13 protein-coding genes and 1 pseudogene are annotated in these 13,930 nt (G+C 38.7%); 4 read left to right on the top strand and 10 right to left on the bottom strand.

Going from position 1 to position 13,930, the window contains the following annotated elements:
* The first annotated feature begins 3 nt into the window (after window positions 1–3).
* On the top strand, window positions 4–369 hold the full coding sequence (locus B5G52_RS02325) for a hypothetical protein (protein ID WP_087531088.1): 366 nt from the start codon (window positions 4–6) through the stop codon (window positions 367–369).
* A 93-nt stretch (window positions 370–462) separates the two neighbouring features.
* Here B5G52_RS02325 and B5G52_RS02320 read toward each other — a convergent pair whose 3' ends face one another.
* From B5G52_RS02320 to B5G52_RS02295, 6 genes are all read right to left on the bottom strand, one after another.
* On the bottom strand, window positions 463–3,033 hold the full coding sequence (locus B5G52_RS02320) for a M1 family metallopeptidase (protein WP_087531087.1): 2,571 nt from the start codon (window positions 3,031–3,033) through the stop codon (window positions 463–465).
* 85 nt (window positions 3,034–3,118) lie between these two features.
* The gene (locus B5G52_RS02315; protein ID WP_087531086.1) at window positions 3,119–3,799 is read right to left on the bottom strand and encodes a hypothetical protein; all 681 of its coding nucleotides are present in this window, start codon (window positions 3,797–3,799) and stop codon (window positions 3,119–3,121) included.
* Between the two features lie 87 nt (window positions 3,800–3,886).
* Window positions 3,887–4,237, bottom strand: a complete 351-nt coding sequence (locus tag B5G52_RS02310) for a DUF2750 domain-containing protein (protein WP_087531085.1) — start codon at window positions 4,235–4,237, stop codon at window positions 3,887–3,889.
* Window positions 4,238–4,253: 16 nt separating this feature from the next.
* Window positions 4,254–4,832 carry a glutathione S-transferase family protein gene (locus B5G52_RS02305; protein ID WP_087531084.1) on the bottom strand — a complete coding sequence of 193 codons (579 nt, stop codon included), beginning with the start codon at window positions 4,830–4,832 and terminating at the stop codon, window positions 4,254–4,256.
* A 67-nt stretch (window positions 4,833–4,899) separates the two neighbouring features.
* Entirely contained in the window at window positions 4,900–5,181 is a 282-nt protein-coding gene (locus B5G52_RS02300) for a peptidylprolyl isomerase (RefSeq protein WP_087531083.1), read from the bottom strand.
* 86 nt (window positions 5,182–5,267) lie between these two features.
* Entirely contained in the window at window positions 5,268–5,843 is a 576-nt protein-coding gene (locus B5G52_RS02295; protein WP_087531082.1) for a glutathione peroxidase, read from the bottom strand.
* Between the two features lie 106 nt (window positions 5,844–5,949).
* Between B5G52_RS02295 and B5G52_RS02290 the strand changes: the two genes are divergently transcribed.
* The 3 genes and pseudogenes from B5G52_RS02290 (at window position 5,950) to B5G52_RS02280 (ending at window position 9,691) form a co-directional block, all read left to right on the top strand.
* Window positions 5,950–6,438: a GNAT family N-acetyltransferase gene (locus tag B5G52_RS02290; protein WP_087531081.1), complete on the top strand. Its 489-nt coding sequence runs from the start codon at window positions 5,950–5,952 to the stop codon at window positions 6,436–6,438.
* A 118-nt stretch (window positions 6,439–6,556) separates the two neighbouring features.
* Window positions 6,557–8,481 (top strand): annotated as a pseudogene (locus tag B5G52_RS02285) (ATP-binding protein).
* 79 nt (window positions 8,482–8,560) lie between these two features.
* Entirely contained in the window at window positions 8,561–9,691 is a 1,131-nt protein-coding gene (locus tag B5G52_RS02280; RefSeq protein ID WP_087531080.1) for a PleD family two-component system response regulator, read from the top strand.
* 1 nt (window position 9,692) lies between these two features.
* Here B5G52_RS02280 and queG read toward each other — a convergent pair whose 3' ends face one another.
* The 4 genes from queG to B5G52_RS02260 form a co-directional block, all read right to left on the bottom strand.
* Window positions 9,693–10,823 (bottom strand): tRNA epoxyqueuosine(34) reductase QueG, encoded by a 1,131-nt coding sequence (queG, locus tag B5G52_RS02275; protein ID WP_087531079.1) that lies wholly within the window; start codon window positions 10,821–10,823, stop codon window positions 9,693–9,695.
* Window positions 10,824–10,880: 57 nt separating this feature from the next.
* Window positions 10,881–12,107 (bottom strand): methyl-accepting chemotaxis protein, encoded by a 1,227-nt coding sequence (locus B5G52_RS02270; protein WP_087531078.1) that lies wholly within the window; start codon window positions 12,105–12,107, stop codon window positions 10,881–10,883.
* A gap of 100 nt (window positions 12,108–12,207) precedes the next feature.
* Window positions 12,208–12,906, bottom strand: a complete 699-nt coding sequence (locus B5G52_RS02265) for a glycerophosphodiester phosphodiesterase family protein (RefSeq protein WP_087531077.1) — start codon at window positions 12,904–12,906, stop codon at window positions 12,208–12,210.
* Window positions 12,903–13,766, bottom strand: a complete 864-nt coding sequence (locus B5G52_RS02260) for a DMT family transporter (RefSeq protein WP_087531076.1) — start codon at window positions 13,764–13,766, stop codon at window positions 12,903–12,905. The genes B5G52_RS02265 and B5G52_RS02260 overlap by 4 nt, the downstream gene beginning before the upstream one ends.
* Between the last annotated feature and the right edge of the window lie 164 nt (window positions 13,767–13,930).

The raw sequence follows: 13,930 nt of genomic DNA, 5'->3' as shown, positions 1-13,930 counted from the left end.
CTTATGGTAGCAACACCAGAACAAATCAACGAACAACTCGTCGCACTAGATTGTCGCAGTAACTTTAAAATTAAAAATATTTCTGAATATATGCTGCCAAAATCAAAAGAAGCGATTTATTTGCATATTGAAGGTGGGCAAGCAAAGTTGGTATTACGTCCAGCGCTTGAAGTATTTAGTGATGACTTCAATGCTTTTGATGGCGTTAGTCGAATTTCAGGCTTTTTCCATAGCAGTGAAATGACTCGCTTTCCGACGCGTATTTATAAAAGTGCAAACCCTATTCACTACGGTATTGGTTTTAAAATAACGACAGAAGAAGCAGCAAAAGAGTTTATTACTCTACTAGTGAAAATTATAAATGGCTAATTTAAAATCTGTATTAAATAATTTTTTACTCAGAGCAATATAAAAACGGCAAGCCATTGGCTTGCCGTTTTAGTTAACTTAAATCTATATGAATTAACGCTTTAAAAAGCTATTAACTGATTCAAGTTCACGCTCTTTAAGTGAAATACAGTTAGTGACGCTTTCTTCTAACTTACTTAATGTTCGCGCATAACCTGGTACATCCGCAATCTTATCGTTAAAGAAAGCTTGGGTCTTCGCTAAGCTAGTTGCACTGCAGCCTGAGGTGGTAAAGTAAGGTAGGTTTGGTACAAAGAAAGGAGGCAGGTTAGCTGCTACTTCGTCGTAATTTGCATAAACCCAATCAATAAATAAAGCTTCACGTGGTTTTGTATACATTTGCCCCGACATAATCGTACGCATGTCTGATGCTGTTACGTCGTCAGTTAAGCTGTAATTAAGCACTTTAGTTTGCAGCTCAGGGGTACCAAAATAGCTCATCGCAGCAAGCATTTTAGTTCGTACTTGTGGGTCTTTTGTGGTTTTAAACGTGTTGATGTACGCATCTAAAAGGTTTTTATCACCATGAAATGCCGCCAAGTTTAAATAGGTTGAAGCTAAGTAAGGATCTACTTTTTCAGGATTGTTTAAATATAATTGTGTTTGTGCTTTCGCTGTGTTTATAACATTTTGATCGTCACCATCAAAACCAAGGCGTGAAACAACTTGAGAGCGTAGTTGAGCAATTGCAGCGTCTTCATCCATTTGCGCTGTTAGCCCATATTGCTTAGCAGCAGGAGTGATACTTTTACGAATAAACGCAGGCCATAGATCTTGGTTGCTCACATCGTCAAAAGTGCGTTTTTGAGCTGCTAAATAGCCCAGTGCGGTACTTGCAACCCGAGGGTGTTTGTCACTTACAAATGTTTCAAGCGTTTGCATTAACTGGCCTGCTGAAATCACACCTGCATCTAATAGTGCATCAGCTGCTGATAATAGCGCTAAGCGCTCACGCACGGTGAGTTGCTCGGCCGCATTGTCGATTAATGATGCAAACTGCTTGTCATCCATCACCCAGCGGTAATAACCCAGTGCACCTTGATCTGGATAAATCCATTCAGGGGTAAAGTCTAGTTCGATCTTTTGGGTATCTTTGCTGAGCAATACACTGGCAGTCTTTACTTTATCACCTGCGCCATATTTGATTGCAACAGGTACATTCCATAATTGTGCTGGTGCATCAACGCCTGCATTAGTAAATCGGCTTTGCTTGATAGTAACCGTTTTACCTTGCTGACTTACTTTAATAAGTGGAAACGATGATTGCTCAATGAATGACTTTAATACACTTGCAACATCTTTGTTAGACGCTTCACCTAAGGCTTGCCATAAATCGGCTGCTTCAGCATTTTTATAAGAGAACTTTTTTAAGTAAGCCTGAATGCCTTGTTGAAAAGCTTTTTCGCCAATCCAGTTTTCAACCATCGCAAGTACGGAGCTGCCTTTACTGTATGCAAGGCCTAAGCCGTCCATAATATCGGCTTCAGTTTTGATTGGTTTACGAATTGGTTTAGTGCTTAACCGGGCATCTAGGGCCATTACTTGGTTTTGTGGTAAATCTAGATGAGATTCAAATTCAGGGTTTAACTGTGCAGTGATTTTAGCCGCCATCCAACTTGCAAATGCTTCATTTAACCATAAGTCATTCCACCATTTCATGGTCACTAGGTTACCATACCATTGGTGCGCAAGCTCGTGAGCTATAATAGATATGTTGCGCTGCTTTTTACTGCGCGTTGCAGTTGCGAGATCTACTAATAAAATGTCTTCACGGTAAGTAACAAGACCTGAGTTTTCCATTGCTCCAAACGGGAATTCAGGGACTGCAACTGAATCCAATTTCTTATAAACGTACGGACTACCAAAATACTCTTCAAGTGCAGCTAAGACGCGTGGCATATTTTGCTCGGCATACTCGCCTAAATGAATTTTACCTTGCGGGGTAATAATGCGCCCAGGAATTGGCATGCCTTTGACTTCACGCTCTTCAAATGGTCCTACAGCCATAGCAACAAGGTATGATGGAATTGGCGGTGTTTTATCAAAAAAATGCGTCGTCATATCGCCATTTATAGTGGTTTTTAGTTCAGGCGTATTGGCATACACTTTTTGTGAACTCGGTGCTGTAATGGTCAGCTGAAATGGAATTTTATAACTAGGCTCATCAAATACCGGAAATGCGCGACGTGCATCACTCATTTCAAATTGAGTAAATAAATAGGGAGTGCCTTGATCTATGGTTTTGTATAAGCCTACGCTGTTTCGGTTATATGGTGCGGTAAAATCAATTTTTAGGGTGTATTTACCCGGTTGAATTTGCTCTGCACATACGAACTTCACCTTGCCTGTCTTTAGCATTTGTGTACTTAAGTCACAATTCTCTGCGCCTAAAAGTTGTGCCATTTGCGCTGCATAATCAACGCCATTGAGTTCAATGTATTTAGTTGGTTTAAGTACTTCTAGTGCTATTTCTGTTTCACCACTGAAGGAATCTTGGGCAGGATCTAGGGTCAATGAAACCTGCTGAGAACTTGGTTTGGCGATTTTTTCGATGACGTATTCATTGGCATGAGCTGAATTTACAGCGATAGCCACACTAAGAGTGAGTAAGCTTTTTATAAACATAAGAGTCCCTGAACTGTTCTTGTTAGAATTTACATCCTAGCAGTTTTTAAGGGCTGAGTAATGAGCCGGTTGGTAACAAAGTTTGTCAGGCGCTGTGGCGAGCTGTAAATCGCTGCCAATGTATGTGCGGGTTGATATTACGTATCTGTTGAATAACTTGGTTAAGTAGTGCGGTATCTGTAAATGCTTGTTCAGGGTACTCAATAAAGCCCATTAAATAATTAAAGGCATCTTTAGAGTTTGCTTGAATTGCAAAAATACGGATTTGTTGCTCAAAGTTGAGTCGTAAACTGCTGATTGCGGTTTTCATTCCTAATTGATCAACATTAGGAATATCGCACTTTTGTAAATACCCAGCGCGTTCACCTTCGCCTGAAAACCAAATGCGTACTTTTTCACTGTAGCGGCCTGACTTTGAAGGTAAGTCAAACAGTAGACGGGTGTGGTTTTGCTGTTTAAGTAAAGCAATGTATTCATTCAAGCCAGCATCAAATAATGCCTGATGAATAGGGATTAAGCGGGGTTTTATTTTTCCATGAGTATGAAAGTCAAAGCAGGCAATACCATTGTAAGTAACAATGTTATTTAGCTCTAAATGACCAATTTCGTCGCTATAAGCACCAGAATAATATGCAATTAATGGTAACCAAAAGTGCCAGTGTTTGGCTTGTTCTCGGGGTAAGCGTTGATCGCCATAAATATAGCCATGGGAGAGTGTATGTAATTCCATCGCTGAAAATGGGCGTCGACCTAGATGGGATTTCAACGTAATACCTTGAGACTATAGATTTACGCTAGTTTATAGCAAATTTTACAAAGCAAATAAACTAGCGTTTTCAGTATGTACTTAAATTTACTCACTTAAAGCGCGAGCAAGGCCTACAGGTTCGATTTCAACACACACTTGATCGTCATTCCAGTTTAGTCCAATCAAGGCATCGTCTTCTTTTAGATCTTCAATCCATTCATCTAAAAACTCATCAAGGTTTATTTCTGCAGGAGCATAATCAGCCCACTCTTCTTTACACTGGGCTTTTGCAGCAGCTTCACTTTCCCACAGAAGTAATACATCCGTGCTTTCAAACTGGTTCGATTCGCAAACAACAAAGCCACCGTCTTGCGCACCAAGCGCCCAAACTTGCTCACTTTGACGTACTTTTTCTACAAAACTAACTAGTTCCGATTCAATTTCTATTTCGCTCATGTGTGTACCCTTAATATTAAATTCGAGGATCGGTTTGTTGTACTGCTTGTTGCTGAGCAAATGAATGATAAAACTTCATTAACTCAGTATGTCCTGTGAGATCTGTTAACTCGCGGAAGCAAATCCAATCAAGTAAGCAGTATAAACTGATGCACAGGTATTCACAGCTTTTAAATTCTGCATCGGCAAAATGGTTATTTAAATAGCTTAATGTTTCAGCAATGCGTTCATATTGTAGATTAAAAAATAATTTATCATCCTGCGTATCGAATCCTGAACGCTGACAAAGTAATAGCTCAATCAGTGAATCATTGCATGCATTAATGATTGTTAATAGGTGCTCTTGTTGCCAATTCAGACGAGTTTGACTGTGTTGTTCGAGTAAAAAGCGGATGATGTTATTTGAATCCGCCAACGTTTGCTGCTTAGTGATTAACACTGGAATTTTTCGGGCTGGATTATTTTGTATCATTAGCTGACGATCAGTGTCTGAAAAAATATCTAAGTTGATAAACTCAAGACTGCATTGATTTAACAGTGCCCAAATACGAATGCGACGAACAAAGGGCGAGGTTGTTGAGCCTAATAGTTTCATGTGCTTTCCTTAGGGTAAAAAGAAAGCCGCAGAGGCGGCTTTCTTTTGTTTAGCTATAAAGCTAACGTTATTCTGTACGGCTGGTTACTTCTAATAAATGGTAACCAAACTGGGTTTGCACAGGGCCTTGTACTTGGTTGATAGGCGCAGAGAAAACAACCTTATCAAACTCAGGAACCATCATACCAGGACCAAACTCGCCAAGTGCGCCGCCGTCTTGACCTGATGGACAATTTGAATGTGCTTTAGCGAGTTCAGCAAATTCCTCTCCTTGTTCTATTTTTGCTTTTAAATCTAAACATTCAGCTTCGCTGTCTACTAAGATGTGTCGTGCGCTTGCCACTGTCATAAAATCTCCCGTTTACATTGTGGTGTTTTTTTAATCAAATTTATTTCTATTCTAGTCTAATTAAGACCGATAGTACCAGTATAAATTTAAATCTTTGAAATTGCTTGCTCTATCGCTTTAGTTAGCTTTTCAGAGTTAGGCTTAGTTTTACTATTAAAGCGTTGTACAGTGCTGCGATCTGCTGAGACGATATACTTATAAAAATTCCAATTTGGTGAGCTGGTTTGCTCGTTTAAGTGTTTAAAAATAGGGTTTGCATCACTGCCACGTACCTCGCTGGTTGCGAACATGGGAAAAGTCACGCCATAATTTACATAGCAAACTTTTGCTGTTTCTTTTTCATCGTCTTCTTCTTGGAAAAAGTCGTCAGAGGGAAAACCTAATATCACTAACCCTTGATCTTGGTATTTTTGATAAAGCGCTTCTAAACCTTCAAACTGAGAAGTGAAACCGCAGTTGCTGGCAGTATTGACGATAAGCAAAGGTTTGCCTTTGAATTGACATAGGTTTATTGACTCTTTTGAACGTAACTTACGTATAGCAACGTTAGTAAAGTCATCACAACTTTGTGCGCTTGTGCTGTTTGATTCATTTATCTGTTCTGCATGGGCTGAAAAGCCGCTACTTAAAATAGCGCCACACAGAATTAATTTTTTCAACATCTGACTATTCCTTTATATGGTATGGCTAGTTAGTGCCATTTGCAGTAGTGTCATTTTCATTGATACGTTACTATGCAATTTACTGATCAACAACTACTAAAACTTTATGATTACTCGATTAGCCGATAAAAACGACTTACCTGCCATTGTTGCTATTTATAACGAAACTATTGCTGGGCGTATGGTCACTGCTGATACTCAGCCTGTGAGTGTTGCTGATAAACAAGCTTGGTTTGATAGTCACACAGAAAAACGGCCGATCTATGTTTATCAGCAAAATGAGAAGATTGTTGCATGGCTAAGTTATAAGTCTTTTTATGGGCGCCCAGCATACGACGGTACAGTTGAAATTAGCATTTACATTACCTCGACTGCACAAAGCCAAGGTTTAGGTAAAAAGCTACTAAAGTTTGCCGAGCAACAAGCAAAACGTTTGGATATTAAGGTGCTACTAGCATTTATATTTAGCCACAATACACCAAGTATAAAGTTATTTGAAAAGTTTGCCTTTTCGCACTGGGGCGAACTTCCTAATGTGGCTGTTATGGACGGTAACCTTTATAGCTTAACTATACTGGGTAAACACTTAGATTAAACATACCTTACTTGTGCTAATTATGAAAATTTATACTACGCTTTGCTAAGGTCATTTTTTAGAGTGTGGTTAACTTGTGCGAAAAATTTTAATCGTTGATAGCAGTAGTGTATTAGCAATGCGAGTCAAAGTGTTACTTGAACTCATAGGCTGTGAGGTTGAATTGACTCATTTTTCAATGTTGCATGAGGAAGAGTTATTAAACGACTATGACTTAATTGCTATTGCACATGGCACGCCATTAGATATAGCACAATTGTTAGTGGCCCAAGTAAGTAAAGATAATTTTTTATTATTAGCCCCCAAAGCTGAAAATGGCGAGCAGCTAAATGCGTTCAGTGAACTTAACAGGTTGATGCCTAATGCGGTGGTTATCTATCCGTTTTTTGTCAATAAAGAGATCAGCTCTTTACTTGAAAGCATCTTAGAACTTGGCTCTGATTTTATTTTACAACTACCCACCGTATTGCTCGTCGACCATATTCCCCAGCGGCTAGAAAAATAGAGAGAAGTTTGCTCGGCGCACATATTCCAACAAAATCCGCAAGTACTTTAAATGAAGCTGTAGCTCATGCAAACAAGCAAAAGTTTGACTTGTTGCTTAGCGACTTTAGTTTACCTGATGGGTCAGGCCTTGAAGTATTTGCCAAGTTAAAGCGGTTACAGCCACAATGTCGTTGCCTGTTGTTTACTTCAAAACCCGATCAAGTCTCTATGATTGAAGCAATTCGCCAAGGTGTTGAAGATGTACTAATAAAGCCACTTGATGAAAATGTATTGCTACAATCTCTACATAAACTTTGGCAAACTGAATTATTAAAGCGTCATAACACTGAACTAGTTGAGCGACTTCAAGATACTGTTGATGCGCTAATTGAAAAAGACAGTTTATTGCGTGTTATTTATAAGCATACCCCAGATGCGATTATGTTATTTGAGCGTAATGGCAAAATTATTGAAGCGAATGATGCTTGTTCACGCTTATTTTCTTTAGCCGCTAAAGATTTTCAAGGGCGTTCGGTGTTCGAGCTATTAGATAGTCCCTCGATTTCACAGATTAAAGAAAAAATAACCACACTTAATTTAAACCGACAGTTTAGCTGTGATTTATATCTGCCTCAAAAAGAGGGATCTGGAATTCCTTTAGTCGGCTCATTTAATGAGATTGACCATCATGGGGAAATAGCACTGGCTGTTATCTTTAAGAATGTAACGCACTTGAAACAAAAAGAGGAGCTTTTATTAGAAGCTAAAGATATGCTCGAGGAGCAAGTTCGTGCAAGAACGTGTCAATTGGAACAAGCAAAAGATTTAGCCGAAGCTGCTAATCATAGTAAATCAGAATTTTTGGCGAATATGTCTCATGAGTTAAGAACCCCCATGTACTCAATTTTAAGTTTTGCTCGGTTTGGGTTAGAGAAGCTTCGTAAAGGGGATTTCTCCGCGGATAAAATACTCAAGTACTTAACTAGAATTGAATCCAGCGGTGAACGTTTACTTTCATTATTAAATAATTTATTAGATTTATCTAAACTAGATGTAGGTAAATTTCCCTTTAATCCACAGGCACATGACTTGAGCCATATAATTAAAACAGCGATAGAGGATGTTGCGGGGACTGCGATGGAAAAAGAAATAGAAATCGCATACCAGCCCCCCGAAACATCTGTCGTAGCTGATTGTGACGAAGAACAAGTAAATCAACTTTTACGCAATATCTTAGGCAATGCGCTGAAGTTTAGTGGTCCTCATAGCTATATAACCTTAACACTAATGCAAATAGAACAGCATGCAATGATAGAGGTGATTGATAGTGGCGTGGGTATTCCTGAAGATGAATTAGAACATGTTTTCTCAAAATTTATTCAAAGTAGTAAAACGAATAATGGTTCCGGAGGAACTGGCTTAGGTTTAGCTTTATGTAGGGAATTTGTGCTTTTACATCAAGGTGATATTACTGCGCATAATAATGATTTAGGCGGCACAACAATCAAGGTTAAATTACCGCTGAAAACAATGACATCTCGTACACAGGAGAAATAAATTACTTAGACTGACTGGTAAGTGTTTTTTTTGAGACTAAACTATTAAAAGACAATATAAGAATGGATGACATATATTTATGCCTTTAACTCGAATTTTAGCTGTGGATGACGAACCTTTTAACCTCGAAATAATTGAAGAAATTTTAGCAGACCTTCCCTTTGAGTTAAAAGTAGCAAGTGGCGGCCCTGAATGCTTAAGTATGGTCGAAGAGTTCTCACCACAAGTTATTTTGCTTGATGTTAGTATGCCAAAAATGAATGGTTATGAAGTGTGTAAGCAATTAAAGGCAAACCCAAAGACGGAAAATATGATCGTCATGTTTGTATCTGCTAGAGGTACGGTGGAGGAGCGTATGGAAGGCTATGCTGTAGGGGCGGAAGATTATATTGTTAAGCCATTTAGCCAAGATGAACTTAAAGCAAAACTTGTCCATTTAAACGACGTGTTACTTGAAAAAGCAAGTTTAGAGCAACAGGTAGAAGATGCAACATCGACGGCTTTTAATGCAATGGCCAATTGCAGTGAAATGGGGCAAATAGTTAACTACATTGAAAGTATTGCATTAATAGATAACGTTAAAGACCTAGGCCAAGCCTTGGTTAATTGTCTGAATAGTTTTGATCTGCAAAGTAATATTGAGTTTAGATTAGACCCTGAGCCTGCACAGCATTTTGCTTTAAATGGTAGTTGTTCACCTATCGTAATAGAGCTATTTGATATGTTAAAGAACAAAGGGCGTTTACATGAGTTTTCCCATCGTATTTTAGTTAACTATGAGTTGATTAGTATGCTGATTTTAAATATGCCAGATCACGATCCAGATAAGCATGGCCGAATTCGTGATCATGTGTGTTTTATAGTGAGTGTAACTGAGCAGCAATTACGTGCAATTCTAACTAGTAAAAAATTAGAATCTCAGCAAGATAATTTTAATAATGTGGTTACTATGCTACATAAAAAGTTTCAAGATTTGATTGAATTACTCGATAAAAATAGAGTCGCTAATGAAGCGGTGTTTAAGCGCTTGCAAGAAGAGCTCGAAGAGCGGATCCCGAGTATGGGGTTGGATGATGACCAAGAAATGTTTATTTATCAGAAGGTAGATCAAACGATCCAAAACTCAGTGGCTCGTGAGGCGTCTGTAAAAGGCGTTAAAGCTGCATTTAACGAGATTGAGCAAGACTTAACTCTTTTAATAAATAACTAGGTTATGCGTCTCGAGGTAGGCCTTTTTCAACAATTCTGATTAAACGAGCAGTTTTACGGAGCTGCTTTTGTTTTTTTAGTTGTTGTTCGATGGCCCAATCAATATGTTCTTTTACTAATTCAGATGCATGTTCTCGACTGCTGTTGAGGGCATTAATGATTGTTTGATTAAACTTTGCATTACCTAGTCCAACGGCTAAGTTGCGCAGCCAACGTTGGTGGCCAATACGCCTTATAGGGCTGCCTTCGGTATTTTTTAAAAATGTTGCTTCATTCCAGGTGAAAAGCTCGAGTAAATCCTTATCTTTTAGTTGTTTACGTGGATGAAAATCAGCTTCATCGGTAATTTGGCCATAGCGGTTCCATGGGCATACTAATTGGCAATCGTCACAGCCATAAACACGATTGCCTAATAACGCACGGTATTGTTCAGGGATTGGACCTTGCAATTCAATGGTTAAGTATGAAATACATTTGCGTGCATCAACTACATACGGTTCAACAATCGCCCCTGTAGGGCAAAGGGTTATACATGCAACACATTTTCCGCAGCCTTCAAATTCATTAGGTTTATCTATCGGCAGCGGTATATCAACAAATAACTCTCCAAGAAAAAACCACGAGCCAGCTTCTTTGTTTATTAATAAACTATGCTTGCCACGCCAACCAAGGCCCGCTTTTTCTGCAAGTTGACGCTCCATGACGGGCGCTGAATCAACAAATGGACGAAAACCAAGGTGTTCAACATGTTGTTCTATTTTTTGACCTAACTTTTTTATACGGTTGCGCATCAATTTATGATAATCGCGACCAAGCGCGTAGCGGCTAATATAAGCTTTGTCGGTATTTTTAAGGTTTTTAGCAAAGCTTGCATCTGGAGGCAAGTAGTTCATTTTGACAGAAATAACCCGTTGTGTGCCAGGGACAAGCTCTGCGGGGCGGGCGCGTTTCATGCCATGTGCTGCCATATATTCCATATCGCCGTGATAACCTAAATCAAGCCAACGCTGAAGTTGAGCTTCATGCTTAGTTAAATCAATATCGGTAATACCGACTTCGCTGAAGCCGAGCTCTAGACCCCATTGTTTTATATCTAAAGCAAGTTGTTGGTAATTAGGCGTTGGGTTCGTCACGTGGGTACACTAATCATGAAAAATAGCGGCGCAATTTATCATAATCGTTGAGCAAAATCACTGTTCCTCAACAAAGCGCTTTAACTGTTGTTGAGTATGTTCACTAAGTCTTTGTGATTGTTGGCAATCAGTTAGTGCTACATCTATTTGAGATTTAGCTTGTGAACCTAGTGCTACAATTTCCTCAACGGTCTTATGCGTCTGGTTTTGGGTTTGTTCTAACTGGTGTACAGCGCTGACTATTTGTTGAAGTTGTTGTTGGTTTTGTTCAAATTCAATGAGTCGCTGAGTAAAGCCATGAGAGGTTTTACTTATTGTGTCTTCAGCATTGCGAGAGTAGCCCATTAATTGTTCAGACTCTTTGTTTGTTTGGCCAACAAGTGAGTCCATTTGATTAATAAAGTCGCTAATTTGTCGCGTCGCGTCGCTTACTTTTACAGATAAGGTTCTAACTTCGTCAGCGACAACCGCAAACCCTCTTCCTGCTTCGCCCGCACGAGCTGCTTCAATCGCAGCATTCAAAGCTAATAAGTTTGTTTGGTCTGAAAACTCCTCGACCATTTTTAAAATGCTGCGAATGTTTTCACTATTTTGCTTTAACCCTGTAATCGTTTCTGAAAACTTACCAAGGACATGCCCAATAGATTTTACTTGAGAAACTAACTCTGTGAGTTCTTTTGCAGAGTTAGTTACAAAGTGTAAATGTTCAGCGTTCACTTCATGAACATTATCAGTATTGGTGACAATACCTTGTAAATTGTCGGTTATTTGATTACTCGCTGATGTAATTGTTTGGCTAAAGTTAATTTGCTGTTCACTTAATGCTGCTGTTTGCTGCATTGAGTGAGTAACGTCATTGTTACTTTGCGCACTTGCTTGTGCACTTTGGTAGGTAGTTGCAAGTAACTCAGTTAAATGAGTGGTAAACTGGTTATATTGTTCGCTTATTTCACGAAATTCGTCATAAGTAAATTGGGGGAGTTTAGCCCCGAGATTGGCATCTTGCTGATTTATTTGAGCGAGGGTGTCGCGCATAGCTGTTACTGGGCGCACAATTAAAAAACGCATGTAGAAAAGAGTAAAAGCAAAACCTATGACAATGAGACCGCTCAGCAACCAAAATAAGCCTGTACTCGCATTTTTCTCATTTAGAGATTGATACAACCAAATTAGAGTAATCAATTGAAAAGTAAAAACAAAAATTAGATTGCCCACTATTTTTCGTGTTAAAGTGAAGAATAAACTCTGTTCGATAAAATTATAAATACGCATATACCCACTCATTAATGGTCCACTTGATTGTTGCATCGTGTTTAACTCAGTATCGCTCAAATTTAAATTAATTCAAGAATATAGGTTAAATCACAGCCATTGAAAATGTTCATTAGATTGAGTTTAAAATCATTTTAGTATTGCACGGATAGTTAGTAAAAATGCCGTCGACACCATATTCTAGCATTTGTTCAATGTCTTCTTGTTTATCAACAGTATAGGCATAAATTTCTAAGCCCCTGCTTTTTGCGTCAACAACAAACTCATGATTAATAAAGTTTTTGTCAATGTGAATGCTGTATGCATGAAGTCGCTGAGCAAACTCTGCGTAATGAATTGGGATAGAGGCCGTTAAAGCGCCTATTTTTACCCATGGTAACTGTTGTTTAAGCCACATGAGTTGATGGTGATCAAAGGAAGACACTAAAAGGTTATCACGAGAGAGCTTATTATTTGCTACACTCGCTTCAATTTGTGCAACAAACTTATCCAGAGAAAAAGTATGCTTGAGCTCTAAATTAATCAGTGTTTTATTGGCTACCCAATCAATAAGTTGGCTAAGAGTCGGCACAAATTCCCCATTGCCAGCATCAAAGCGTTGAATTTGTTCACGGCTTAGCTTATTTACTTTACCGCGTCCGCTGGTGGTTCGGTCAAGCCAAGTATCATGGATTATCATGTAGTCGTCTGAGCAACTTTGTACATCAACTTCAATACCATCTACTTCTATTTCAACGGCTGCTTTGATTGCACTTTGCGTATTTTCAGGATAAGTACCGCTTGCACCGCGGTGAGCAAATATTTTCATCATCTGTGTTTCCGTGTCACTGACCAGGTTTCATAAAACGCTGCGCTGATCACTAAAGTTCCACCGACTAAAGTCAGTAATGAAGGTTGTTCATGTAATAATAAAAAGGCTAAAAATGTACCATATAATGGTTGTAAACAAGATATAAGCCCTGCCGTTGATGCAGATAAATACTGTAAACTTGCTGCAAATAACGAGTGTGGTGTTGCCGTAAAAATAACGCCTGCAACAATTAATAAGCTCAAATCATAATGAGCTACTTGCATAATAGGTACTTCAATGAATGCACATAACATAAGACACGCAATCACTGTTTGGTAAAGCATAGTCTGTGGGCCACCGTATTGACTAAAGTAGCGTTTATGGATGATGTTTCGAAAAGCAAAGAAAAAAGCCGATATGATGCCTATTATGATACCTAGAGTCACATCGTTACCAATGTCTGCATCAGGAGTTAGTAAATAGATTCCTACCATGACAACAGCAGCGCTTATTAAATCTTTTAGTTTCGGTTTATTGCCATGAAAAAAAGGCTCTATAAATACGGTGATAACAGGGTAAGTGAAAAATGCAATCATACCCACGGCAATACCAGCTAGTTGCATTCCGGAAAAATAAGTTACCCAATGGAGTCCCACTGTTACCCCTAAAAAAAGCGCTATAGCGTAATCTTTGAGTGAGTGTAGCCTAATTGCTTTTTTTTGTAACACTAACAATATTAAAAGCGCAACCGCTGCGATTGCAGTGCGGTAAACAGTAATATCTAATGCATTAAGGTTAATTAATTTAGCAAACAAAGCTGTGCCGCCAAACAACAGTACTGCTATGTGTAAATAGATAAGGCTTTGTTGTTGTGGCTGCATTTTACCTCTTTTGAATCATTAAAAATTAGCATTTTACTGTAAAGTTAGTGGCGTAGTTTTGTTGCTTTTTATATGTTGGTTATGACAAAAGTTAGTTTGATTAATGACAATTTACACTACACTAAGCCTGCTTTAAAAGAGATAGTTAACGTATTGAGATGATT

It is taken from the genome of Pseudoalteromonas sp. A601, from assembly GCF_002165575.1.
In the GTDB taxonomy this organism is placed as follows: domain Bacteria; phylum Pseudomonadota; class Gammaproteobacteria; order Enterobacterales; family Alteromonadaceae; genus Pseudoalteromonas.
The sequence above is the reverse complement of the archived record's forward strand: the minus strand, read 5'-3'. Positions and strand labels throughout refer to the sequence as shown.

Excerpts from the sequence above, each read along its gene's own strand:
- B5G52_RS02310 (WP_087531085.1), bottom strand. The coding sequence starts at position 4,237 with ATGAGCGAAATAGAAATTGAATCGGAACTAGTTAGTTTTGTAGAAAAA.
- B5G52_RS02260 (WP_087531076.1), bottom strand. The coding sequence starts at position 13,766 with ATGCAGCCACAACAACAAAGCCTTATCTATTTACACATAGCAGTACTG.
- B5G52_RS02270 (WP_087531078.1), bottom strand. The coding sequence starts at position 12,107 with ATGAGTGGGTATATGCGTATTTATAATTTTATCGAACAGAGTTTATTC.
- B5G52_RS02300 (WP_087531083.1), bottom strand. The coding sequence starts at position 5,181 with ATGACAGTGGCAAGCGCACGACACATCTTAGTAGACAGCGAAGCTGAA.
- B5G52_RS02295 (WP_087531082.1), bottom strand. The coding sequence starts at position 5,843 with ATGTTGAAAAAATTAATTCTGTGTGGCGCTATTTTAAGTAGCGGCTTT.
- B5G52_RS02290 (WP_087531081.1), top strand. The coding sequence starts at position 5,950 with ATGATTACTCGATTAGCCGATAAAAACGACTTACCTGCCATTGTTGCT.
- B5G52_RS02280 (WP_087531080.1), top strand. The coding sequence starts at position 8,561 with ATGCCTTTAACTCGAATTTTAGCTGTGGATGACGAACCTTTTAACCTC.
- B5G52_RS02305 (WP_087531084.1), bottom strand. The coding sequence starts at position 4,832 with ATGAAACTATTAGGCTCAACAACCTCGCCCTTTGTTCGTCGCATTCGT.
- B5G52_RS02320 (WP_087531087.1), bottom strand. The coding sequence starts at position 3,033 with ATGTTTATAAAAAGCTTACTCACTCTTAGTGTGGCTATCGCTGTAAAT.
- B5G52_RS02325 (WP_087531088.1), top strand. The coding sequence starts at position 4 with ATGGTAGCAACACCAGAACAAATCAACGAACAACTCGTCGCACTAGAT.
- B5G52_RS02265 (WP_087531077.1), bottom strand. The coding sequence starts at position 12,906 with ATGATGAAAATATTTGCTCACCGCGGTGCAAGCGGTACTTATCCTGAA.